The following is a 22,628-nucleotide window of genomic DNA, read 5'->3' as shown; positions in this document are numbered from 1 at the left end:
CGTTGGGGCAGCTGACCGGCGGGGATCCCTCTCTGCTCCGGCGCATCAATTCGGCCGTGGTGCTGCGTGCGCTGCGGGCGGCCGGATCGCCGACCCTCACCGACCTCACCCGGGTGACCGGGCTGTCCCGGCCGACCGTCGAAGGCGTGGTCGAGGGGCTGATCGGGACCGGGCTCGTCGTCGAGGCCGGCGCGGAGGAGGGTGCGCGGCGCCAGGGCCGGCCGGCCCGGCGCTACCGCTTCCGGGCCGAGGCGGGCCATCTCCTCGGCATCGAGATCGGCTCGCACCGCGTCGCGGTGCTGCTGTCCGGGCTGGACGGGCGGGTCATCGGCGCCGGTACCAAGGACGTCGCCGAGACCGCGTCCGCCGACGAGCGGCTGGAGCGGGTACGGGCGGCGGTGGCGGATCTGCTGCGGCGGGCCGGCGTACCGCGCGACTCGCTGCGGGCGGTCGGCGTCGGCAGCCCCGGGATCGTGGAGGCGGACGGCACCGTTCGCCTGGGCACGGCCCTGCCGGGCTGGACGGGACTGCCGCTCGGGGAGCGGCTGCGGCGCTCGTTCCGCTGCCCCGTGCAGGTGGAGAACGACGCCAACGCGGCCGCGGTCGCCGAACACTGGAAGGGCGCCGCGCAGGACACCGACGACATGGTCTTCGTGATGGCGGGGCTCAGTCCGGGCGCCGGGTCCCTGATCGGGGGCCGGCTGCACCGCGGGTACGGCGGGGCGGCGGGCGAGATCGGCGCCCTGCACCTGCTGGGCCGCGACGTCACCCCGGAGAAGCTGCTGTCCACGACCGGCGAACCGCTGCACCCGCTGGACGAGCAGGCGGTCGCCGAGGTGTTCACGATGGCCCGTCGGGGCGACGAGCGGGCCGTGGCCGCGGTGGAGCGCTTCATCCAGCGGCTGGTGCACGACGTGGCGGCGCTGGTCCTGGCCATGGATCCGGAACTCGTCGTGGTCGGCGGCTGGGCGGCCGGCCTGGACGGGGTCCTGGATCCCCTGCGCCGGGAGCTGGAGCGCTACTGCCTGCGCCCCCCGAGGGTGGCGCAGTCCCTGCTCGGCGAGGCGGCGGTGGCCACCGGAGCCCTGCGCCTGGCCCTGGACCACGTCGAGGAAGAGCTCTTCGCGGTGGAGAAGACCGTCACGACCCGCCGCCGCTGACCCCGCCCCGGCGCACACCCTCTGCCGCCCCCGGTGTGCGCGGCCCTGTCGCCCGGTGCCGATCGCGCCGCGGCCGGAAACGCGAACGGCCCGGCCCCGGCGGGAGCCGGGACGGGCCGTTGCGGGCGGGGCGGGGCCGCCGCGAAGGTCAGGAGGCGACGCGCGCGTCGTGCGTTATCTCCACGTCGCCCGAGTCTCCGAAGGTCAGGCGGCAGGTGTCCGCGCGGTACGTGGCCACCGAGACGGCCGCAGTCCCCGCGGCGGTGAAGTACCGGGTGGTGACCACGAGCACCGGCGCGCCCGGCAGCCGGTCCAGCTCCTTGGCGTCATCGGCACGCGCCGAGCCGAGCTCCACCGAGCGGTCCTGCCCGTCGAGGTCGAGCCGCTGCAGCTCGCGCAGCACGGCCCGGGCGCGGGCGGGCCCGGCCGGGGCGTCGATGGCGGACAGGCCGGGCACGGAAGCCGCCGGGACGTACAGGAGCTCGGCGGCGACGGCCTGCCCGTGGGAGACCCGGGTCCGGCGCACGGTGTGCACGGGCCGGCCGGCGTCGGCAGCGCCGCCCAGCAGCTTCAGGACGGCGGCGGACGGGATGACGGCATCGGCCACATCGGCGTCCACGAGCTCCCAGCCGTCGACGCTCTCGCCGGGCCAGCCCTGCCCGGAGCCGGCGACCGCCACGCCCACCCGCGGCGGGGCCACGGTGGTGCCGACCCCGCGGCGGCGCTGCAGCCGACCTTCGAGTTCGAGCTGCTCCAGGGCCTGGCGCAGGGTCGCACGGGCGACTCCGAATCGGGCGGCGAGCTCACGCTCGTTCGGCAGGACCTCGCCCACGGCGAAGTCCTGGTCGAGCGCTTCGCTGAGGACGGTCTTGAGGTGCCAGTACTTAGGCTCCGGCACCGTTTCGAGCTGCGTGGTCCCCACCCTGACTCCTCCTGCCATCGCTGCAATCGCCGTGTTCCAGCGGCAGTTCCGCGCCTTTGTTTATTAAAGGTTCCTGCACTATCCCTGCGACGATAGGACGGCGCACCCCCTTGGTCAAGACCAATCCTCACCCCTTTACCGGGCACATCGGGCATACGTATCAAGCCGTTCATGCGATGTTCTCGCTCGTCGCGACACGCGCCGGAGGCTTGTCCCGCCGGGCTACCGGGCGGTAATCATGGCGGTAGTCATTACTGACAACCTGTCTCACACGCGTCCACCCGACGAGGAGCAGCATGACCGCCACGGTCTCCTTCCCGATCGAATCGCCGCTGGGCCCCCGCACCGCCACCGTCGCCTACGAGCGCAAGGGCGCGGGCACACCGCTCCTCCTGCTGCACGGCATCGGCCACCACCTCCAGGCCTGGCACCCGGTGACCGACATCCTGGCCGCCGAGCACGACGTGATCGCCGTCGACCTGCCCGGCTTCGGCGCCTCGGAGCCGCTGCCCGAGGGGGTCCCGTACGACCTGGGCACCTTCGTCCCGGCGCTCGGCGCGCTCTGCACGGCCCTCGGCGTCGAGCGCCCGCACGTGGTCGGCAACTCCCTCGGCGGGCTGCTCGCCCTCGAAATGGGCCGCAGCGGCCTGGTCCGCTCGGTCACCGCGCTCTCCCCCGCCGGGTTCTGGACCGAGGCCGAGCGCAAGTACGCCTTCGCCACCCTGCGCGCGATGCGCATCGGCGCGCTCACGCTGCCGCCCACCACCCTGGAGCGGCTCTCGCGCAGCGCCGCCGGGCGGACCGCGCTGACCGGCACCATCTACGCGCACCCGGCCCGCCGTGCCCCCGAGGCCGTGGTCGCCGAGACCCTCGCCCTGCGCGAGGCCACCGGCTTCGAGGAGACGCTGGCCGCGGGCCGCACCGTGCGGTTCACCTCGGACGTGCCCGGCCTGCCGGTCACCATCGCCTGGGGCTCGCGCGACCGGCTGCTCCTGCCCCGCCAGGGCGTACGCGCCAAGCGCACGGTCCCGGACGCCCGCCTGGTCCGGCTCCGCGGCTGCGGCCACGTACCGATGAACGACGACCCCGCGCTGGTCTGCCGCGTGGTTCTGGACACGGTGCGCGCCACAACCGGCCACTCGGCCTGAGCGGCTGACGGCTGTTCATCCACGGTTCGGTTGGGCGACGCGGGCGGGCCCGTGTGCGACGGCACACTGGTCCGACCCGTCCCCGCCGGCCCCTGGAGACGCTCCGATGGCACCGATGCCGCACACCCGACGGTCCCTGCTCGGCGGTTCACTCGCCGTTCCGGTGGGCCTTGCCCTCTCCGGCGCGCTCGCCGCGCCCGCGTTCGCCGCGCCCGCCACCGCCGCGGCCTTCACCCGCTCCGGGCGCCCGAGCGCGCCGTGGGGCACCCAGTCCGGTGAGATCACCGCGCACTCGGCCACCATCTGGACGCGCTCCGACCGCCCGGCGCGGATGTACGTCGAGACCTCCCCGAGCGAGTCGTTCCGCTACGGCGTCCGGCGGCACGGCGGCCCCTTCCTCGGCCCCGCCACCGACTTCACCGGCACCACCACCCTGCGCGACCTCCCGCCCGGGCAGCAGATCCACTACCGGGTGGTCCTGGCCGACCCGGACGACCCGCGCCGTACCGGAGAGCCGGTCCGCGGCACGTTCCGGACCACCCCCGTCTCCCGCCGCCACGACGTGCGCTTCCTGTGGTCCGGGGACCTCGCGGGCCAGGGCTGGGGCATCAACCCGGACCTCGGCGGCTACCGCGTCTTCGACGAGATGCGCCGGCGCGACCCCGACTTCTTCCTCTTCAGCGGGGACACGATCTACGCCGACGGGCCGATCCAGGCCTCGGTCCCGCTGCACGACGGGAGCGTCTGGCGCAACATCACCACCGAGGAGAAGTCCAAGGTCGCCGAGACCCTCGACGAGTTCCGTGGGAACTTCCGCTACAACCTGCTCGATCGCAACCTGCGCGACTTCAACGCCCAGGTTCCGGTCCTCGCCCAGTGGGACGACCACGAGGTCCGCAACAACTGGTACCCCGGCCAGGTGATCGACGACCCCCGCTACACCGTCCGCGACGTCGACACCCTCGCCGGCCGCGCCCGCCGCGCCTTCGGCGAGTACTTCCCGGTCACCGACCTCCGCGGCGGCCGCGCCGAGGGCCGCATGTACCGGGTGATGCGGTACGGACCGCTGCTCGACGTGTTCGTCCTCGACATGCGCACCTACCGCGACGCCAACTCCCCCGGCCGCCAGACCGTGGACCCCATCGGCATCCTCGGCCAGGAGCAGCTGGCCTGGCTCAAGCGCGAGCTGTCGCGCTCCCGCGCCACCTGGAAGGTGATCGCCTCCGACATGCCCCTGGGCATCGTCGTCCCCGACGGGAGCGAGAACTTCGAGGCCGTCGCCCAGGGCGACCCGGGCGCCCCGCTCGGCCGCGAGCTCCAGATCGCCGAACTCCTGCGCCACATCAAGCACCAGCGCATCACCGGCACCCTCTGGCTCACCGCCGACGTCCACTACACGGCCGCGAACCACTACGCCCCCGAGCGGGCCGCGTTCACCGACTTCGCGCCGTTCTGGGAGTTCGTCTCCGGCCCCATCGGCGCGGGCGGGTTCCCCGCCGGGAAGCTCGACGCCACCTTCGGCCCCGAGACCGCGTACGTCCAGTCGGCGCCGGTCGCCAACATGTCACCGTCCGAGAACCCCCCGTACTACGGGGAGGTCGAGATCGACGGCGAAGGCGGGGAGCTCACCGTCCGGTTGCGCCGGCAGGGAGGCGGCGTGCTCTTCAGCACCTCGCTCCAGCCCGGGCGCGTGGGCCAGTAGCGACCGCAGGTCCGGGGGCCGGGAGCGGCGCGGCCCCCGGACGTCCGGTGCCGGAGCCCGGATCCACCGGCGCCCCGGACCCGGTCCCCGGCCCGCCGCCGCGGATTCCGGATGCCCGGGCCCCGATCGAAAAACCGGGCGAAATCGGCCAGACGGACACTTAACCAGGCGGACACAGATCGTTCGTGATCACGCAACACCCCTGCGTCACAGTGGCATGCATGACTGAACGCAACCACGCCCCCGCCCAGCGCCACCACCGCCACCACTGGCGCCGCGACCTCGTCGAACTGGCCGCGCTGTTCTGCGCCGTCGCGGTCGCCGACGGCATCGCCAACCTCGTCGCCCACGGTCCCCACGGCCCGGTCCTGCTCATCGCCTCGGCCGTCGCGCTCCTCGTCACGACGGCCTTCCACACCTGGTGGGCACGGCGCCACAACAGCCATGCACCGCCGCCGAGCACGGCGCCCTCCGATCCGGCCCCGGGCGCCGGCCCGGCCTCGTCCGCGCCCGAGAGCGCCACCGCCACCCCCGCCCTGTGGCGGATGCGGACGACCGTCCGGGACGAGCCCGGCAGCCTGGCCGCGATCTGCAGCGCGCTCGCCCGCCACCGCGTCGACATCCTGACGCTCCAGACCCACCCGCTGCCCGAGGGCGGCACCGTCGACGAGTTCCTGCTGCGCTCCCCGCACGAGCTGCCCTCCTCCGACCTCTCCCGCGCCGTCGCCGGAGCCGGCGGCCGGAGCACGTGGATCGAACGCGCCGACGCGCACGACCTCGTCGACACCCCGACCCGCGTCCTGGGACTGGCGACCCGCACCGCCCTGGACGCCGCCGAGCTCCCCCTCGCGCTGCGCCAGCTGCTCGGCCGCTGCACCATCCACTCGATCCCGGCCACCACCCTCTCCGGCCGCCCCAACGCGGGCGCCGACGCCCCGGTCGAGGGCGTCCTGGAGGCGACGGTGATGCGGCTGCGCGACCCCTCGGGCGGAGCCATCACCATCGAGCGCCCCTACCTGCCCTTCACCCCGACCGAGTTCGCCCGCGCCCGCGCCCTCGTCGAGCTCGACGCCCGGCTCGGCCCGCGCGTCCCGCGCAGCCAGGACGTCCTGACGCTGCCCGAGGGCAACGAGATCACCGTGCGCCGCGCCGACGGCTCCGACCTCGCCGCCGCCCGCGCCATGCACGACCGCTGCTCCGAGCGCACCCTGGGCCTGCGCTACCACGGTCCCGTCTCCGACGCCGACCGCTACCTCGGCCACCTGCTGAGCCCCCGGTTCGGCCGTACGCTCGCCGCCACCACGGCGTCCGGCAAGCTCGTCGCCCTGGGCCACCTGCTGTGGGACGGGGACGAGACCGAGGTCGCGCTCCTGATCGAGGACGACTGGCAGCGCCGCGGCATCGGCTCCGAACTGCTGGGCCGTCTCATCGCGATGGCCGCCGAGACCGGCTGCGACAGCGTCTACGCCGTCACCCAGGCCTCCAACACCGGCATGGTGGCGGCCATGCGCGGCCTCGGCCTCCCGCTCGACTACCAGATCGAGGAGGGCACCCTGGTGATCACGGCCCGGCTGGACGCGGCCCCGGCCGTCTCCGGCCTCGCGTACGAACTCCCGCGCGCGCAGCAGCCGTACGGGCAGCAGCACCCGCGCTGAACCGGACGCCGGGGGAATCCGGCGTCCGGCGCGGCCGCGACCGCGCGCCGTACCCCTGGAAGGCACGGGAGCGGAACCGCGCTCCGCCGCTCCCGTGCACGTCAGGAGGCTGAGAGCGAACGGTGATGACGCGGGGCCGTCCTCCGTACGAAGATGGGCCGCATGTCAGAGACCCTTCGCAGCGACAGCGCCTCCCGGCTGCCCCGCCAGGTCGCCGACGCATATGTCGACGACCTCATCGCCATCGACCCGATCACGGGCACCTATCTCGGTGTCGCCGCGTGCTCCAGCCGGCTCCCGGACTTCTCGCCGGCCGGCCGTGCGGCCGCCGCCGAGCTGTCCCGTTCCACCCTCGCCCGTCTCGACGCCGCCGAGCGGCTGCCCGGCGCGGACAGCGACGCCGAGCGCCGCTGCGCCCGCCTGCTGCGCGAGCGCCTCACCGCCGAACTCGCGGTGTACGAGGCGGACGAGGACCTGTGCGCGGTCAGCAACATCCACTCGCCCGCCCACTCCGTCCGGGACGTCTTCACCCTGACCCCGACCGACACGGAGGAGGACTGGGCCGCGATCGCCGAGCGGCTGCGCGCGGTCCCCGCCGCCCTCGCCGGCTACCGCGAGAGCCTCGCGCTCGGCCTGGAACGCGGCCTGTACGGCGGCCCGCGCGCCACCGCCACGTTCATCGGCCAGCTCACCACCTGGGCGGGCGAGGACGGCGGGAGCGACGGCGAAAGCGAGACCTTCTTCGGCGATTTCGCGTCCCGCGGCCCGGAGGCGCTGCGCGCCGGGCTGGAGGAGGCGGCCGCCGGAGCGACCGCGGCCCTCGCCGAACTGCGCGACTGGATGCGCGACGTGTACGCGCCGGCTGTCGCCGACGCGCCGAACGAGGTGGGCCGCGAGCGCTACGCCCGCTGGTCGCGGTACTTCAACGGCACCGACCTGGACCTGGACGAGGCGTACGCCTACGGCTGGTCCGAGTACCACCGGCTGCTCGGCGAGATGAAGGCCGAGGCCGCCAAGATCCTCCCTGGCGCGAGCCCTTGGGAGGCGCTGAAGCACCTCGACGAGCACGGCACCCACATCGACGGCGTCGACGAGGTCCGCGACTGGCTCCAGGGACTCATGGACGAGGCCATCGAGAACCTCGACGGCACCCACTTCGAACTCGCCGAGCGCGTCAAGCGGGTGGAATCCATGATCGCCCCGCCGGGCGGCGCGGCGGCCCCGTACTACTCCTCCCCCTCGGAGGACTTCTCCCGCCCGGGCCGCACCTGGCTGCCCACCATGGGCCAGACCCGCTTCCCGGTCTACGACCTGGTCTCCACCTGGTACCACGAGGGCGTTCCGGGCCACCACCTGCAGCTCGCGCAGTGGACGCACGTGGCGGACCAGCTCTCGCGCTACCAGGCCACCGTCGGCTGGGTCAGCGCCAACTGCGAGGGCTGGGCGCTCTACGCGGAGCGGCTGATGGACGAGCTGGGCTACCTCAAGGACGCCGAGCAGCGGCTGGGCTACCTGGACTGCCAGATGATGCGCGCCGCGCGCGTCATCGTGGACATCGGCATGCACCTGGGCCTGGAGATCCCCGCGGACTCGCCGTTCCACCCGGGCGAGCGCTGGACGGTCGACCTGGCCCAGGAGTTCTTCGGCCTGCACAGCGGGCGGCCGGCGGACTTCATCGAGAGCGAGGTGACCCGCTACCTGTCGATGCCGGGCCAGGCGATCGGCTACAAGCTGGGCGAGCGGGCCTGGCTGCTCGGCCGGGACAACGCCCGCGCCGCGCACGGCGATTCCTTCGACCTGAAGGCGTGGCACATGGCGGCCCTGTCGCAGGGCTCGCTGGGCCTGGACGACCTGGTGGACGAGCTCTCGAAGCTCTGACCGGCGGCGCGCTCACGCGTACGGGCCGCCCGCTCCCTCCACAGGGGGCGGGCGGCCCGTACGACGTTCGCGGCGTGCGAGCGCCGCTCAGCAGCCGCAGTCGTCGGAGTCGGTGGGCGCGGTCAGCGGGTCCGCCTCGGCGCGCTGCTCGCTGCCCTGCCAGGTCTCGACCTCGAAGCCCTCGCGGATCCAGTACTCGATGCCGCCGAGCATCTCCTTGACCTGGAAGCCGAGCTGGGCGAGGGCGAGGGCGGAGCGGGTGGCTCCGTTGCAGCCGGGGCCCCAGCAGTACGTGACCACCGGAAGGCTCTTGTCGAGCAGCTGCTCGGCCTGCTCGGGGATGAGGGCGGTCGGCAGGTGGACCGCGCCCGGCACGTGTGCCTGGTCCCAGGCCGGGGTCGAGCGGGAGTCGAGGAGCTGGAAGCCGAGCTCGGCCCCCTGCTCGCGGTGGGCCTTGAAGGCGGCGGCGACGTCGGAGACGTCCGCGTGGAAGGCGAGGCTCGCGGCGAAGTAGGCGGCGGCCGCGGCCGGGGCGGCCGGGGGCACCCGGAGCACGGGGTTGGCGGCGGGCGCGGCCGGCACGGTGGCTGCGGCGGCCGGGGCGGCGCTGTTCTCTGTCGTCGTCATGGCTCCGAATCTACGAGCCCGTGATCAACTCGGGAAGTGGCTTTCCCCGGCCTTCGCCTTGTTCGGCCGGGGATTCCCCTGCTACATCTGGCTCATGACCGACTATTCCCCTGACGCCACCGACTGGCGCATCCTGGCGGCCCTCCAGGAGGACGGCCGGGCCAGCTTCGCCGATCTCGCGCGCACCGTCTCGATGTCCGCGAGCGCGGTCACCGAGCGGGTGCGCCGCCTGGAGGAGGCCGGCGTGATCACCGGGTACACCGCCGTGGTCGACCCGGAGAAACTGGGCAAATCCATCCTGGCGCTGGTCCGGCTCCGCTATCCGCACGGCAACTACAAGCCGTTCCACGATCTGCTCCAGGCGACCCCGGAGATCCTGGAGGCCCACCACGTCACGGGCGACGACTGCTTCGTACTCAAGGTCGCCACCCGCTCGATGGGACACCTGGAGGAGGTCGCCGGCCGCATCGCGGGCCTCGGCTCCGTCACCACCAGCATCGTCTACTCCTCCCCGCTGCCCCGTCGCCCGCTCAGCCCTTGACCTCCGCCTGCGCGCCTCAGCCCGCCGCCGGACCCCCGGGCCGGAGCATCTGCGTCATGGGCGACTGCGGCGGGACCAGGCCCGGCAGCAGCCAGGGCTGGAAGAGGCTCAGCACCGCGAGGACGACGAAGGCGACCCCGACGACCTGCGAGAAGACGGGGCCCAGCCGCCAGAGCTTCTCCACGAAGATCACCACGGCCACCGCGGCCATCGCCGCGACGTTCATGACGCCCAGCGGCACGAGGACGACCATCAGCCCCCAGCAGCAGCCCACGCAGTACGCCCCGTGGTGCGCCCCGACGCGCAGGTCGCGGGCCCGGGGCCGGAAGCCCGCGTAGCGCACGAGCTGGCCCATCGGGCTCCGGCAGTGCCGCAGGCAGAGCTCCTTCCACGGGCCGAACTGGTACAGCCCGGCGACCAGGAAGGCACCGGCGCCGATCCAGCGCCCGGCGCCCGGATACGCGTCCACCAGCGCCCCGGTCCCGGCGAGGAGCCCGTAGGCGATCAGGCCGAAGGCCGTCCAGGCCAGCAGGTACCCGCAGACGAACTGCGCCGTGCGAGCCACCCGCACCACCCCCGAGGGCGCCTGGCGCCCGATGGCCCGCGCCCAGGTGAGGGCCACCGGGGCCACCGACGGGAACATCATGGCGACCATCATGACCAGCCACAGCAGCAGGAACAGCGGGACGCCCATCCCCATGGTCCCCGGCTCGACCCCCATGCCACGCGCCTGGTCGACCACCAGCACCCAGGCGAGGAGGGCGATCGACGCCATCACCGACCAGGCGAAGGCGAGCTGCCGGGCCGACAGCAGGTTCGCGGGGCGCAGAGGGGGTGACAGGGCCTTCCGGTCGAGGCGCACACCTCCAGCACAGCATGGCGCAACCGCCCGTGCGCGCGGAAGCGCGTGTATGGCCCGTGTATACGGAAAGCACCTCCGCCCGGCGGCCCCTGCGGTGGGACAATCGGGGTGGACACACCCGTACGACCCGGGCGTGGGCCGGCGATGGCCCCCGGGGGCTCTGCCGTCCTCCCGAGACCGACGCCCCGGCACGGTCACGACGAGGAGGCAGGGAGATGTCCGAGACGACGGCGGCCGTTCCCCGGTGGCACGCGGCGGGCGACTGGTTCGACACCTGCAAGTGCGACGTGCCCTGCCCGTGCTCGTTCGCGCAGCTGCCCACCCACGGGGACTGCGACGGCATCCTGGCCTGGCACATCCGCGAGGGCCGCTATGGCGACGTACGGCTGGACGGACTGAACGTGCTGATGCTGGCCTCGTTCGTCGGCAACATCTGGGGCGAGCACCGGGACACGTACGCCGCGGTCTTCGTCGACGAGCGCGCCGACGACTCCCAGCGCGAGGCCCTTCAGATGATCTTCGGCGGCCAAGCGGGCAGCTGGCCCGCCGAGATGGCGAGCATGATGGGCGCCGAAATGCGCGGCATGGAGTTCGCCCCCATCGAGATCGAGGTCGCCGACGACCTCGCGAGCTGGCGGGCCGTGGTACCGGACCGGGTCGAGGCGAGCGCGGTCGCGCTGACCGGACCCACGACCCCGGAGGGTGCGCGCGTCCAGTCGACCAACCTGCCGGGTGCGGAGACCGGGCCGGGCCAGGTCGCGACCTGGGGCCGCTCCACGGCGGACCGCGCCGACGCCCACGGCTTCGCCTGGAGCCGCGCAGGCCGGTCCAGCAAGCACATCACCTTCGACTGGACCGGGCCCTGATCCGAAGGACGCGGCCTAGCGGGACGCGGTGCGGTGGCGGACCAGTGAGCCGCCGCGCTGCTTGACGATCTCCAACTGGGCCTGGACGCGCGTGCGCAGGTCGGCGACGTGGCTCACGATGCCGACGCTGCGGTCCCGTTCGCGCAGCGAGTCCAGTACGTCGAGCACCTCGTCGAGCGCCTGGTCGTCGAGGCTGCCGAAGCCCTCGTCGATGAAGAGGGTGTCCAGACGCATCCCGCCCGCCTCGTCGGTGACCACGTCGGCCAGGCCGAGGGCCAGGGCGAGCGAGGCGAAGAAGGTCTCGCCGCCCGACAGCGTGGCCGTGTCCCGCTCGCTGCCGGTCCAGGCGTCGACCACGTGCAGCCCGAGGCCGGACCGCCCCCGGCCGCTCGCCTTGGCGTCGGAGTGGACGAGGGTGTACCGGCCGCCGGACATCCGCAGCAGCCGTACCGTCGCGGCCGCCGCGACCTGTTCCAGGCGGGCGGCCAGGACGTACGCCTCCAGGCGCATCTTGCGCTCGTTGTCGGCCGAGGTGCCGGCGGTCAGGGCGGCCAGCCGGGCCACGCGGTCGTAGGCCTCGCGCAGCGGGCCCAGCGCGCGCAGCTCCTGCTCCGCCTGCCGGGAGAGCCGGTCCAGCTCGGCGCAGCGCAGCCGGGCCGCGTCCACGGAGGATCCTGCCGTACGCAACTTCGCCGCGGCCCGGGCCTCGTACGCCTCGGCGGCGTCCGGCGCGGCCGGGGGCCGGGTCGCGGCCAGGGCGGTGTCGCTCTCGCCGAGGCGGTCGGCCAGCATGGCCTCCTCCGCCTGCCAGGCGTCCAGCCTCCGTTGCAGCGCGCTGCGTTCGTAGTCGGGAAGGACCGCGTCGGCCGCGGCGTCGACGGTGTCGAAGCCGGCCTTGAAAGCGGCGTCGGCGAGCTGCGCGTCGGCCTCCTTGAGCCGGGCGGCGGTGTCCTCGGCCCGGCGCAGCGCGGCCGCGGCGGCCGTGACCATCCGGACCCGGTCCTCCAGGGTCCGGGCGCGGGCCGCGACCGTGGGCGCGCCGTCCCGTACGAGGGCCAGCTCGGCCTCCAGCGCGGCCTGCTCCTGGTCCAGTGCCTCGCGCCGGGAGGCCCGGCCGGCGGCCCGGCGTTCGGCGTCGAGCCGGTCCGAGCTGCGTACGGCGTGCTCCCGCTCGGCGCCGGCCAGCCGCTCCCGGGCGGTGTGCAGCCCGGCGGCCGCGGCGTGGGCGGCGGCGTGGCGGGAGCTCAGGTCCGCGGTCAGCGCGAGGAGTTCGGCCGTCGTGGCCTCCCCGGCGGCGGCCTCTGCCTCGGCCCGGGCCTCCTGGAGGGCGGCGAGTTTCCGCTCGACGGCGGCCCGGCGCTCCTCGGCCCGCTCGTAGCGGGCGTGGGCGGAGTCCTCGGCGGCCCGGTCCACGTGCCCGGGGGCCGGGCGGGCCGGGGCGGGGTGCTCCGCCGATCCGCACACCGTGCAGGCCTGGCCCGCCACCAGCGCCTCGGCGAGCTCGGCGGCGATCCCGCGCAGCCGGGCCTCCTTGAGCTCCAGCCAGCGCTCCCGGGCGGCGGTCGACTCCTCGCGCGCGCAGAGCAGTTCCCCCTCGGCGCGCTCCGCGTCGGCGTCCAGGGCGTCCCGGCGCCGTGCGGCGTTCAGGTGCAGCCGGGCCGGCTCCAGCCGCCCCGCGAGCTGCTCCGCCAGCGTCGCGGCCTGCTGGGCGGCGTCCACCCGCTCCGCCAGAGCGGCCCGGGTGGCCTCCCAGCCGGCGAGCCAGTCGGCGGAGTCCCGCAACTGCTCCTCGGCGTCGCGGGCCTCCCGCTCCAGCGTGGCCCGCTCACGGCCGATCTCGGCGCTGCGCTGCTCGGACCGCTGGGCGGCGCCGAGCGCACCGAGGTCCTCGCGCAGCCGCTGCTCGACGGCGGACAGCTGCTCGGTACCCGCCTCGGCGAGGGCCGGCGGGAGCTGCGCCCGGGCGGCGGTCTCGGCGTGGGCCGCGGACAGGTGGGCGGCCGACGCGGCTCCGCGCAGTTCGAGCGCGGGAGCCACCAGGGCGCCCCGACGGGCCCGGTCCAGCAGGGCGCGGACTCGCTCCCGCTCGGGCTCCGCCCCGGCGAGCAGGGCGCTGCGGCGGACCGTCTCGGCGTGCCGGCGCTGGAGGCGGTCGAGCTCCCGCTCCTCGTCGGCGGCGCGCCGGGCGGCGGCGTGCCGCCCCTCGACGGCGGCCAGCGCGTACTCGGCGACGGTCAGCCGCTCCCGGGCCGAGCAGCGGGCGACGGCGGCCCAGGCCCGGACGGCCCCGGCCAGCCCGGGATCGCCCGGCTGGTGCCCGGGCAGCGGCCAGGCCCGCAGGTCGGCGCTGTCCCCGGCGGCCTGGGCGAGCCGCTGGGCGGCGGCGAGCACCTTCTCGTCGCCCGCCCGGACCTTGGCCTCGGCGGCCCGGCGGCGCTCGGCGAGCAGCTGCTCGACGGCGGCGAAGCGGCGGGTGTCGAAGAGCCGGCCCAGCAGCCGGCCCCGCGCCGCCTCGTCGGCCCTCAGGAACTTGGCGAACTCGCCCTGCGGCAACAGCACCACCTGGCAGAACTGCTCGCGGCTCATGCCGAGCAGCTGCTCGATCTCCTCGCCGATCTCCTGGTGGGAACGGCTGAGTGCCTGCCAGCGTTCCCCGTCGTACTCGCGCAGCCAGCTCTGCGCCTTGTCCTTGGTGGTGCCGCTGCCGCGCTTCTTGGGGCGGTCCTGCTCGGGGCGCCGGGTGATCTCCAGGCGCCGCCCGCCCGCGGTGAGTTCGAGGGTGACCTCGGTCGGGGTCCCGGCGTCGGCGTGGTCGCTGCGCAGACTGGTGCCGGGCGCCTGGCGGGGGCCGGGCACCGATCCGTACAGGGCGTAGCAGACGGCGTCGAGGACGGAGGTCTTGCCCGCGCCGGTCGGGCCGTGGAGCAGGAAGATCCCGGCGCCGGACAGCGCGTCGAAGTCGATCTCCTGGGGTTCGGCGAAGGGCCCGAAGGCGGTGATCCTGAGTCGGTGCAGCCTCATCGGCGGGTCTCCTGCCGGCCGTCGTCGGCCCGTACGTCCTCGAAGGCGCCCTGGAGCACGGCCCGTTCGGCCTCGTCCGCGACCCCGCCGCCGCGCACGTGGGCGACGAAGTCCTCCGCGATCTCCTGGTCGCTGCGCCCCTTGAGCCGCTGGGCGTACGAGCCACCGGCGGACTCCTCGCGGCCCTCGGGGTCGAAGGCGAGGCTGAGGGTGTGCGGGAAGCGGGCGGCGAGCCGGGCCATGGGCTCCTCGGGCCGGACCGGGTCGGTGAGGGTGGCCTCGATCCAGGAGTCCTCATACGCGGCGTACGCGGGCTCCTCCAGCAGCGTGTCGAGGCGTCCGCGGAGCCGGGCGAGGCGGCGCGGCACGGGGGTGTCGAGGCGCTCGGCCGTGATCTCCCCGGCCGGGCCGAGGTCGATCAGCCACATGGTCTTGCGGTGGTCGGCCTCGGAGAAGGAGTAAGCGAGCGGGGAACCGGAGTAGCGGACCCGTTCGTTGATCGTCTGGCAGCCGTGGAGGTGGCCGAGGGCGGCGTAGTCCACCCCGTCGAAGACGGCGGCGGGTACGGCCTCGACCCCGCCGACGGCGATGTCGCGTTCGCTGTCGCTGGCCTGTCCGCCGGTGACGAAGGCATGGGCGAGGACGACGGAGCGGGTGCCGGGGGCGCGGGCGGCGAGGTCGGCCCGGATCCGGTCCATGGCCGCGCCCAGCACGGCCTCGTGGCTCACCCTGCCCGCGCCGAACCGGTCCTTCACCAGGGCGGGCTCCAGGTACGGCAGTCCGTACAGGGCCACCTCCCCGTGTACGTCGGCCAGCACCACGGGGTCGGCGCAGCCCTCGGGGTCGGTGCGCAGGTGGATCCCGGCCCGGCCGATCAGCCCGGCGCCGACGCCGAGGCGGCGGGCGGAGTCGTGGTTCCCGGAGATCATCACGGTGGGCACGCCGAGGTCGGCGAGCCGGTGCAGGGCCCGGTCGTACAGCTCGACGGCCGGCAGCGGGGGCACGGCGCGGTCGTAGACGTCGCCGGCGACGAGGACGGCGTCGACCTCGTGTTCGCGGACGGTCTCGACGAGGTGGTCGACGAAGGCGGCCTGGGCCGCGAGCAGGTTGACGCGGTGGAAGGACCGGCCGAGATGCCAGTCGGAGGTGTGCAGGAGCCTCACTCGCCGGCCCCGCCGGACGTCTGGCCGCACATGTCTCTTCCGTCCCCCTGGTCGTCCCGGTCGTCTCCCGCTCGCTGAGCCCCTCTACGCTAACGCGTCGCCGGGGCCCGCACGGCACGTCCTCAGGACGCGTAGGTCTCCCCGCCGAGGGTGAGGGTGGCGCTGCCGGCCGTACTGTCGGCGAGCCAGGCCTCGAACGCGGGCAGGTCCGCCTCGGGCAGGGCGACCTCGATCTCGACGGCGGCCCCGTAGCGCAGGTCCACCACGGTCCGGCCGGTGGAGCGCAGGTCGTTCTGGGTCTTGCCGGCCCGCTGGTGGTCGACGGTGACGGTGACCAGCCGGTAGCGGCGCCGGGTGACGGTGCCGAGCTCGTCGAGGGCCTCGCCGACCACTCCCCCGTAGGCCCGGATGAGCCCGCCGGCGCCGAGCTTCACGCCGCCGTAGTACCGGGTGACGACGGCGACGGCGTACCGCACGTCCCGGCGCATCAGCATCTGGAGCATGGGCACCCCGGCGGTTCCGCCGGGCTCCCCGTCGTCGCTGGCCTTCTGCACGGAGGCGTCCGCCCCGACCACGTACGCGAAGCAGTTGTGCGTGGCGGTGGGGTGCTCCTTGCGGACGCGCGCGACGAACTCCTGCGCCTCCTGCTCCGTCGCGGCGGGCGCGAGCGAACAGAGGAAGCGCGAGCGGTTGATCTCCGCCTCGTGCACGCCCTCACGGGCCACCGTCACGTACTGATCCGACTTCACCGCTCCACCCTACGGGGAATCGGACATGCGTCCTTTCGGTTGATCACGGTGCGGACCGGGGTACCGGCCGTGTCCGGAAGGCAACAGGAGGCGGCGCCCGTGTACGGCGACCCGGCAACCATTCGCAAGATCCTCACCGAGCTCGGCGACACCTGGGCGGTGGTGGGGCTGTCCAACAACCGGGACCGGGCGGCGTACGGGGTGGCGCGCACGCTCCAGCGGTTCGGCAAGCGCGTCGTCCCCGTGCACCCGAAGGCGGAGACCGTGCACGGCGAGCAGGGCTACGCCTCGCTCGCGGAGATCCCGTTCAAGGTCGACGTGGTCGACGTCTTCGTCAACAGCCACCTGGCCGGGGCCGTCGCCGACGAGGCCGTGGCCGCCGGGGCGGACGCCGTCTGGTTCCAGCTCGGCGTGATCGACGAGGCCGCGGCCGCCCGGACCCGCGGGGCCGGGCTGGAGATGGTCATGGACCGCTGCCCCGCCATCGAGATCCCGGCCCTGTAGAAGGCCGGTCCGAGGCCGGTCCGAGGCCGGACGCGCCTGTCCGGGCGCGTCCGGCGCGGGCCGCTCCGACCCGTATGCGGTGGCGCGGTGGGGGCTGGACTACCGTGCGCAGTGCTCCCTGCCGCACCACTGCGTACTGCGAGGCCCCCGTCATGACCGCCCTCTTCGCCCTGGCCACAGCCCTGCTGTGGGGTCTCGCCGACTTCGGCGGCGGGTTGCTGACCCGTCGGCTGCCGGCGCTCACGGTGGTCGTGGCCTCCCAGGTGCTCGCCGTCGTCGCGCTCGGCGCGGTCGTCCTGGGCACCGGGGCCTGGCGGGAGGCCGGGCCGCAGCTGTGGTTCGCGGTCGCGGCCGGCCTGGTCGGGCCCGTCGCCATGTTCAGCTTCTACAAGGCGCTCGCCCTCGGGCCGATGGGCGTGGTCTCGCCGCTCGGCTCGCTCGGTGTGGTGGTGCCCGTCGCGGCCGGGCTGGCGCTGGGCGAACGCCCCGGGGCCGGCCAGTTCGCCGGCATCGCGGTGGCCGTCGTGGGGATCGTCCTCGCGGGCGGCCCGGAGCTTCGCGGTGCGCCCGTACAGCGCCGGGCGGTCGTGCTCACGCTGACCGCGGCCTTCGGATTCGGTGCGGTGATGGCCCTGATCGCGCAGGCGTCCAGCAGCGTCACCGGGCTCTTCCTCGCCCTGTTCGTCCAGCGCGTCACCAACGTGGCCGCGGGCGGCGCGGCCCTGTGGGTCCGTGCCCGGCGCGGCGCCCCGGCCCTGCCGGCCGGGAGCGGCCCGCGGATCCTGTGGGGACTGCTGCCCGCGCTGGCCTTCGTCGGCCTGGCCGACGTGGCGGCGAACGGCACGTACTCCGTCGCCGCCCAGAGCGGTCCGGTGACCGTGGCCGCCGTACTCTCCTCGCTCTACCCGGTGATCACGGCGCTGGCCGCGTTCGTCGTCCTCAAGGAGCGGCTGCGGACCGTCCAGGCCGCAGGGGCCGGGCTGGCCCTCGCCGGAACGGTTCTGCTCGCCGCCGGCTAGCGCGGCTCCGCGGCCCGCTCCTCGGCCTCCGTCAGCAGCGCGACCGCGCGCAGCTGCTGCGGCGTCACCCCTTCCGGGATCGGCACCGGCGCCGGGGTCCGCAGCGGCGGCTGCCAGCCCGTCTCCGGCTGCCACCGGCGTACGATCCGCGCGGGCGCCCCGGCCACCACCGCGTGGTCAGGCACCTCGCCCCGTACGACGGCCCCCGCGGCGACCACCACGTTGCGGCCCAGCTTCGCGCCGGGCAGGATCACCGCGCCCGTGCCGAGCCAGCAGCCGGGGCCGATCTCCACCGGGGCGCTGCGCGGCCACTGCTTGCCGACGGGCTCGTGCGGATCGTCGTAGCTGTGGTTCGTGGAGGTGATGTACACCCCGGGCCCGCAGAAGGTGTCGTCCCCGATGGTGATCCGGGTGTCGGCTATGACGTGGGTGTCCCGGCCGAGCACGACGCCGTTGCCGAGGACCAGCACCGGCTCGGTCCCGAGGTCGAGGCCCGGCATCATCCCGGCCGTCAGCGTGACCTGCTCGCCGATGATGCAGTGGTCGCCGAGGCGGATCCACGGCTCCCCGAAGACCGTGCCCTGGGGGAACGCCAGGCGGGTGCCGTGCCCGATCGCGCCGAAGCGCAGCCTGCCGGGGGTCTGCGCGGTGACCGCACCGGCCTGCTGCATCCAGCGCCAGCCCGCGTGGACGACGCGGTTGGCGAGCCTGCGGCGCAGGGTGGTCAGGGCCGTCGGCGATGAGAACGTGTTCTGGTTCTTCGGCACCGGGTCACCGTAGCGCGCCGGGTGCCCCGAGCGCGCCGTGATCTTCACCCCATCGACGGCCGGGGCGGGCCCGTGCCCTACCGTGCCGGTAGCGCGACACGCTCGGCACTCCAGCACACAGGACTGAGGAAGAGAACATGACGTATCACGCGGACCGGGGCCAGGCACTCGTCGCGGGCGTGGGCGGCAAGAGCCCGCAGATCGACCCCACCGCCTTCACCGCACCGACCTCGGTCGTGGTCGGCGACGTCACGATGGCCCCCAACTCCAGCATCTGGTACTCGGCGGTGCTGCGCGCCGACTGCGGTCCGATCACGCTCGGCGCGGACAGCAACGTGCAGGACAACTGCACGCTGCACGTGGACCCCGGGTTCCCGGTCTCGATCGGCGAGCGCGTCTCCATCGGCCACAACGCGGTGGTGCACGGCTGCACCGTCGAGGACGACTGCCTCATCGGCATGGGCGCCACCGTCCTCAACGGCGCGGTGATCGGCGCCGGCTCGCTGGTGGCCGCGCAGGCGCTGGTCCCGCAGGGCATGGTGGTCCCGCCCGGTTCGCTGGTCGCCGGCGTGCCCGCCAAGGTGCGGCGCGAGCTGACCGCGGAGGAGCGCGAGGGCATCAAGGTCAACGCCCTGATGTACGCGGACCTGGCCGAGCAGCACCGCGCCGCCGTCCGGCCCCCGCAGTAGCCGTCCCCGTCGTGCGCCGGCGCCCGCGGCCGGCTACTCGGCCGCGGCTGCCGCCGTCTGCGTCGCGTCGGCCGCGGCGGCGGCCTTCTTCATCCGGCTGCGCAGCACCAGCGTCACGGCGAGGCCGATCACCAGGGCGAGCAGCAGCGCCACCCAGGAGAAGCCCTTCAGCCACGGCTCCGCGACGATGCCGATCGAGTAGATGACGGCCGTGGTGCCACCGGCCCACAGGATCCCGCCGAGGATGTTGGCGACGAGGAACTTCCAGTACGGCATGTGCAGGACACCGGCCAGTGGTCCGGCGAAGATCCGCAGCAGGGCCACGAACCGCCCGAAGAAGACGGCCCACATGCCCCACTTCTCGAAGGCGCGCTCCGCCTGGGCCACGTGCTGCGGGCCGAAGTGCTTGGGGAAGCGCCGGCCGAGGCGCTCCAGCAGCGGCTTGCCGCCCCGGCGCCCGATCGCGTAGCCGATCGAATCGCCGACGATCGCCCCGGTGGACGCGCAGATCCCCAGGACCACGGGGTCGATCTCGCCGTGCTGCGAGGCCAGCAGCGCCGAGCTGACCAGGATGATCTCCCCCGGCAGCGGGATGCCGAGGCTCTCCAGCCCGATGACCAGACCCACCAGGAGATAGATGCTGACCGCCGGAATCGTCTCCAGCCATTCCTGGATGTGCACCGGTACGTCCTCCCGAATCGCGGCCGCGCGTGCCTGTGACACGCCGAACGGGCAGCCTATCTGCTGTTGACCACAGCCTTTGCCTTCAGGTGGAGTTCGCGAGAGGAACGGCCCGCGAACACTTCACGGCGGCCTGAACCCAGCACCCAGGCGTGCGCCTCGGGATCCCAGGAGGACAGCGCGCGGGCATCGATGTCGAGGACCACCCGCTGCGACTCGCCGGGTTCCATGGTCAGCCGCCGGTAGCCGGCCAACGCGCGTACCGGCTGGTCGAGCTTGAGCTCCGCGGAGGGGCCGACGTACACCTGGGCCACCTCGGTGCCCTTGCGGCGCCCGGTGTTGCGGACCGTGAACTCCGCCCGCAGTCCGTCGCGCGCCGGCCGCACGCCGAGGTTCTCGTACTCCCAGGTCGTGTACGAGAGCCCGTGCCCGAACGGGAAGAGCGGGGCCACCCGCTGCGCGTCGTACCAGCGGTACCCGACGTGGACGCCCTCGCCGTACTCCTGCCGCCCGCCCACCCCCGGATAGCGCAGCGGGCCACCGCCGACCGGGGTCGCCCGCTCGTCGGCCGGGAAGGTCTGGGTGAGCCGGCCGCCCGGGTCCACGTCGCCGAAGAGGACGTCGGCGGTGGCCGCCGCGCCTTCCTGGCCCGGGTAGTACATCTGGAGGACCGCTCCGGTACGGGAGAGCCACGGCATGGTCGTACTGGAGGAGGTGTTCAGCACGACCGTGGTGCGGGGGTTCACGGCGGTGACCGCCTCGATCAGGCGGGCCTGGCCGCCGGGCAGCCCCAGGAAGCTCCGGTCGGTGCCCTCGGTGGCGTCCTCGTAGGCGAAGAGCACGACGCTGTGGGCCTGCTCGGCGGCCTTCACGGCCTCGGCGAGATCGGCGGCCCGGGTCGCGTTCGTGGTGTGGCGCAGCCGGAACCGCTGGCCCTCGGCCCCGCCCTCGGCGAAGACGGCGAGCCGGTGCGTGCCCGCGGCGAGGGTGAGGGTGCGGCGGCGGACGGTGAGCCCGTCGGGGGCCGCGCCGAGGAGTCCGCCCGCGAACTGCTCGGCCACGCCCTGCCGGACGGGGAAGAGCTCCTCTCCGTCGAGGCGCACGCCGGGCCGCTTGCCGGAGTAGTGGACGAGCAGAGTCCATTCCTCTTCCGCGGCGAGCGTGAACTCTCCCTGGTGGCTCCAGCTCCGTCCGGCCTCCACCCGCCGGTCCGCCAGGTCGGCGGCCGGGGTGAGCAGCTGCGCGGGGAGCGGACGCCCGTACAGGTCCTCGCCGAGCGCGTAGCGGACCGTACTGCCGTTCCCGGCGCGGCGCCTGATGGCGTCGAGCGGGGCGGGGGCCCGGTCGGGGACGACGTGCGCACTGCCGCCCCCGCTGACGAAGGGCACGTGCCCGGTGGGGCCGATCACGGCGATCGAGCGGGCCGCGGCGCCGGTCAGCGGGAGGGTGGCGTGCTCGTTGCGCAGCAGTACGGCGCCGGCGGCCGCGACCTTGCGGGCGACCCGGGCCCCGGCGTCCGGGTCTCGGGCGGGCCGGGCCGGCGGGTGGGCCGCGAGCAGCCCGAAGCGGTCCATGGTGGTCAGGATCCGGCGCACCGCGAGGTCCACGGTGTCCTCGTGGACGGTGCCGCCGCGCACCGCCTGCCGGAGCGGGCCGCCGAAGCGGATGCCTCCCGGCATCTCCATGTCGAGGCCGGCGCCGATCGCGGCGACGGTGCTGTGGGCCGCGTCCCCGTCGGACATCACCCAGCCGCCGAATCCCCAGCGCCCCCGCAGCACTTCGTCGAGCAGGGGTTTGTTCTCGCAGGCGTGCGTGCCGTTGATCTTGTTGTACGCGCCCATCACCGCGCCGGCCCCGGCGGCGACGGCGGCCTCGAAGCCGCGCAGCTCCGTCTCGTGGAGGGTCTGTTCGGCGACGACGACGTCGACGGTGTCGCGGCCCCGCTCCTGGTTGTTCAGGGCGAAGTGCTTGACGGTGGCGATGAGCCCTTCGTCCTGGATGCCCCGGACCACCTCCGCGACGAGGTCGGCGGTCAGCCGCGGGTCCTCGGCGAAGGCCTCGAAGTTCCGCCCGGCATGGGGGGTGCGGATCAGGTTGGCCATCGGGGCGAGGAGGACGTCCTGGCCGAGCGCCCGGCCCTCGCGGCCGATGACCCTGCCGTACTCGCGGGCCAGCGCCGGATCGAAGGCCGAGGCCAGCACCACCGGAGCGGGCAGCGCGGTGGCGGGCTTCGCGACCCGCACCCCGGCGGGCCCGTCGGCGAGGCGCAGCGCCGGGATGCCCAGGCGCGGTACGCCGGGCACGTACCCGGCCTGGCCGAGCGGGGCGGGGTCGGGCCCGCCGTGCAGCAGGGCGGTCTTCTCGTCGAGGGTGAGCCGCTCCAGCAGGGCGTCGATCCGGGCGGCGCTGCCGGGCCGGGAGCCGGCCCCGGTCGCCCCCGCCGAGGGGGAGCGCTTGCGGGCGCCGGCGCCGGGGGGCGGGGGCGCGGCCACGCAGCCGCCCGCTGCCAGGGCGGCGCCGACCCCTGCGAGCATCCCGATCGCGCGGCGTCTGGACACGGCCTCGCTCATGGGCGCTCCCTGTGGCTGCGGCTCGGGTCTGCGGGAGCGGCCCGCGCCGGACCGCTCCCCCGCACACTGTGCGCCGCCGCCGCGCCGGGGCCCGGCCGGACGCG

General features: G+C 74.6%; 19 protein-coding genes. 10 read left to right on the top strand and 9 right to left on the bottom strand.

Annotated elements, in window-relative coordinates; translation table 11 throughout:
* The first annotated feature begins 2 nt into the window (after positions 1-2).
* A complete protein-coding gene (locus CP980_RS28320; protein WP_099893929.1) occupies positions 3-1,160 on the top strand; it encodes an ROK family transcriptional regulator in 1,158 nt (385 codons plus the stop codon).
* Positions 1,161-1,308: 148 nt separating this feature from the next.
* On the opposite strand, the gene CP980_RS28315 is transcribed toward CP980_RS28320, so the two are convergent.
* A complete protein-coding gene (locus CP980_RS28315) occupies positions 1,309-2,082 on the bottom strand; it encodes a GntR family transcriptional regulator (protein WP_150529335.1) in 774 nt (257 codons plus the stop codon).
* A 296-nt stretch (positions 2,083-2,378) separates the two neighbouring features.
* On the opposite strand from CP980_RS28315, the gene CP980_RS28310 reads away from it, so the two are divergent.
* From CP980_RS28310 to CP980_RS28295, 4 genes are all read left to right on the top strand, one after another.
* A complete protein-coding gene (locus CP980_RS28310; RefSeq protein ID WP_150529334.1) occupies positions 2,379-3,230 on the top strand; it encodes an alpha/beta fold hydrolase in 852 nt (283 codons plus the stop codon).
* Between the two features lie 106 nt (positions 3,231-3,336).
* Positions 3,337-4,932, top strand: coding sequence for an alkaline phosphatase D family protein (locus tag CP980_RS28305; protein ID WP_373313017.1), 1,596 nt, complete (start codon positions 3,337-3,339; stop codon positions 4,930-4,932).
* Positions 4,933-5,153: 221 nt separating this feature from the next.
* Positions 5,154-6,587, top strand: coding sequence for a GNAT family N-acetyltransferase (locus CP980_RS28300; protein ID WP_132758694.1), 1,434 nt, complete (start codon positions 5,154-5,156; stop codon positions 6,585-6,587).
* A gap of 153 nt (positions 6,588-6,740) precedes the next feature.
* The gene (locus CP980_RS28295) at positions 6,741-8,465 is read left to right on the top strand and encodes a DUF885 domain-containing protein (protein WP_189999273.1); all 1,725 of its coding nucleotides are present in this window, start codon (positions 6,741-6,743) and stop codon (positions 8,463-8,465) included.
* Positions 8,466-8,552: 87 nt separating this feature from the next.
* Here the strand turns inward: CP980_RS28295 and CP980_RS28290 are convergent, their stop codons facing one another.
* On the bottom strand, positions 8,553-9,092 hold the full coding sequence (locus tag CP980_RS28290) for a rhodanese-like domain-containing protein (protein WP_150529331.1): 540 nt from the start codon (positions 9,090-9,092) through the stop codon (positions 8,553-8,555).
* A 94-nt stretch (positions 9,093-9,186) separates the two neighbouring features.
* On the opposite strand from CP980_RS28290, the gene CP980_RS28285 reads away from it, so the two are divergent.
* A complete protein-coding gene (locus tag CP980_RS28285) occupies positions 9,187-9,633 on the top strand; it encodes an Lrp/AsnC family transcriptional regulator (protein WP_132758689.1) in 447 nt (148 codons plus the stop codon).
* Positions 9,634-9,649: 16 nt separating this feature from the next.
* Here CP980_RS28285 and CP980_RS28280 read toward each other — a convergent pair whose 3' ends face one another.
* Entirely contained in the window at positions 9,650-10,495 is an 846-nt protein-coding gene (locus CP980_RS28280) for a DUF2182 domain-containing protein (protein WP_150529330.1), read from the bottom strand.
* 215 nt (positions 10,496-10,710) lie between these two features.
* On the opposite strand from CP980_RS28280, the gene CP980_RS28275 reads away from it, so the two are divergent.
* On the top strand, positions 10,711-11,361 hold the full coding sequence (locus CP980_RS28275) for a DUF1326 domain-containing protein (RefSeq protein WP_132758685.1): 651 nt from the start codon (positions 10,711-10,713) through the stop codon (positions 11,359-11,361).
* A gap of 15 nt (positions 11,362-11,376) precedes the next feature.
* On the opposite strand, the gene CP980_RS28270 is transcribed toward CP980_RS28275, so the two are convergent.
* The 3 genes from CP980_RS28270 to CP980_RS28260 all read right to left on the bottom strand — a co-directional run bounded on the left by CP980_RS28270 (position 11,377) and on the right by CP980_RS28260 (position 16,294).
* A complete protein-coding gene (locus CP980_RS28270) occupies positions 11,377-14,382 on the bottom strand; it encodes an AAA family ATPase (RefSeq protein ID WP_150529329.1) in 3,006 nt (1,001 codons plus the stop codon).
* Positions 14,379-15,545, bottom strand: coding sequence for an exonuclease SbcCD subunit D (locus CP980_RS28265; RefSeq protein WP_132758681.1), 1,167 nt, complete (start codon positions 15,543-15,545; stop codon positions 14,379-14,381). Before CP980_RS28265 ends, CP980_RS28270 begins: the two co-directional genes overlap by 4 nt.
* A gap of 122 nt (positions 15,546-15,667) precedes the next feature.
* Positions 15,668-16,294 carry a YigZ family protein gene (locus CP980_RS28260; RefSeq protein WP_099893918.1) on the bottom strand — a complete coding sequence of 209 codons (627 nt, stop codon included), beginning with the start codon at positions 16,292-16,294 and terminating at the stop codon, positions 15,668-15,670.
* Between the two features lie 99 nt (positions 16,295-16,393).
* On the opposite strand from CP980_RS28260, the gene CP980_RS28255 reads away from it, so the two are divergent.
* Entirely contained in the window at positions 16,394-16,798 is a 405-nt protein-coding gene (locus tag CP980_RS28255) for a CoA-binding protein (protein ID WP_132758994.1), read from the top strand.
* Positions 16,799-16,950: 152 nt separating this feature from the next.
* Positions 16,951-17,817: a DMT family transporter gene (locus CP980_RS28250; protein ID WP_150529328.1), complete on the top strand. Its 867-nt coding sequence runs from the start codon at positions 16,951-16,953 to the stop codon at positions 17,815-17,817.
* On the opposite strand, the gene CP980_RS28245 is transcribed toward CP980_RS28250, so the two are convergent.
* On the bottom strand, positions 17,814-18,584 hold the full coding sequence (locus CP980_RS28245) for an acyltransferase (RefSeq protein WP_132758677.1): 771 nt from the start codon (positions 18,582-18,584) through the stop codon (positions 17,814-17,816). The two genes, CP980_RS28250 and CP980_RS28245, sit on opposite strands and share 4 nt — an antisense overlap.
* A gap of 137 nt (positions 18,585-18,721) precedes the next feature.
* On the opposite strand from CP980_RS28245, the gene CP980_RS28240 reads away from it, so the two are divergent.
* Positions 18,722-19,273: a gamma carbonic anhydrase family protein gene (locus CP980_RS28240; protein WP_150529327.1), complete on the top strand. Its 552-nt coding sequence runs from the start codon at positions 18,722-18,724 to the stop codon at positions 19,271-19,273.
* A 33-nt stretch (positions 19,274-19,306) separates the two neighbouring features.
* Here CP980_RS28240 and CP980_RS28235 read toward each other — a convergent pair whose 3' ends face one another.
* Positions 19,307-19,954 carry a DedA family protein gene (locus CP980_RS28235; RefSeq protein WP_132758673.1) on the bottom strand — a complete coding sequence of 216 codons (648 nt, stop codon included), beginning with the start codon at positions 19,952-19,954 and terminating at the stop codon, positions 19,307-19,309.
* Between the two features lie 56 nt (positions 19,955-20,010).
* Positions 20,011-22,524 (bottom strand): glycoside hydrolase family 3 protein, encoded by a 2,514-nt coding sequence (locus tag CP980_RS28230; protein WP_150529326.1) that lies wholly within the window; start codon positions 22,522-22,524, stop codon positions 20,011-20,013.
* Positions 22,525-22,628: the final 104 nt, after the last annotated feature.

This window comes from Streptomyces vinaceus, from assembly GCF_008704935.1.
Lineage (GTDB): Bacteria > Actinomycetota > Actinomycetes > Streptomycetales > Streptomycetaceae > Streptomyces > Streptomyces vinaceus.
The sequence above is the reverse complement of the archived record's forward strand: the minus strand, read 5'-3'. Positions and strand labels throughout refer to the sequence as shown.

Bases quoted from the DNA above. Each gene is read 5' to 3' on its own strand.
- CP980_RS28310 (WP_150529334.1), top strand. From the start codon at position 2,379: ATGACCGCCACGGTCTCCTTCCCGATCGAATCGCCGCTGGGCCCCCGC.
- CP980_RS28305 (WP_373313017.1), top strand. From the start codon at position 3,337: ATGGCACCGATGCCGCACACCCGACGGTCCCTGCTCGGCGGTTCACTC.
- CP980_RS28300 (WP_132758694.1), top strand. From the start codon at position 5,154: ATGACTGAACGCAACCACGCCCCCGCCCAGCGCCACCACCGCCACCAC.
- CP980_RS28295 (WP_189999273.1), top strand. From the start codon at position 6,741: ATGGGCCGCATGTCAGAGACCCTTCGCAGCGACAGCGCCTCCCGGCTG.
- CP980_RS28290 (WP_150529331.1), bottom strand. From the start codon at position 9,092: ATGACGACGACAGAGAACAGCGCCGCCCCGGCCGCCGCAGCCACCGTG.
- CP980_RS28285 (WP_132758689.1), top strand. From the start codon at position 9,187: ATGACCGACTATTCCCCTGACGCCACCGACTGGCGCATCCTGGCGGCC.
- CP980_RS28275 (WP_132758685.1), top strand. From the start codon at position 10,711: ATGTCCGAGACGACGGCGGCCGTTCCCCGGTGGCACGCGGCGGGCGAC.
- CP980_RS28270 (WP_150529329.1), bottom strand. From the start codon at position 14,382: ATGAGGCTGCACCGACTCAGGATCACCGCCTTCGGGCCCTTCGCCGAA.
- CP980_RS28250 (WP_150529328.1), top strand. From the start codon at position 16,951: ATGACCGCCCTCTTCGCCCTGGCCACAGCCCTGCTGTGGGGTCTCGCC.
- CP980_RS28240 (WP_150529327.1), top strand. From the start codon at position 18,722: ATGACGTATCACGCGGACCGGGGCCAGGCACTCGTCGCGGGCGTGGGC.
- CP980_RS28230 (WP_150529326.1), bottom strand. From the start codon at position 22,524: ATGAGCGAGGCCGTGTCCAGACGCCGCGCGATCGGGATGCTCGCAGGG.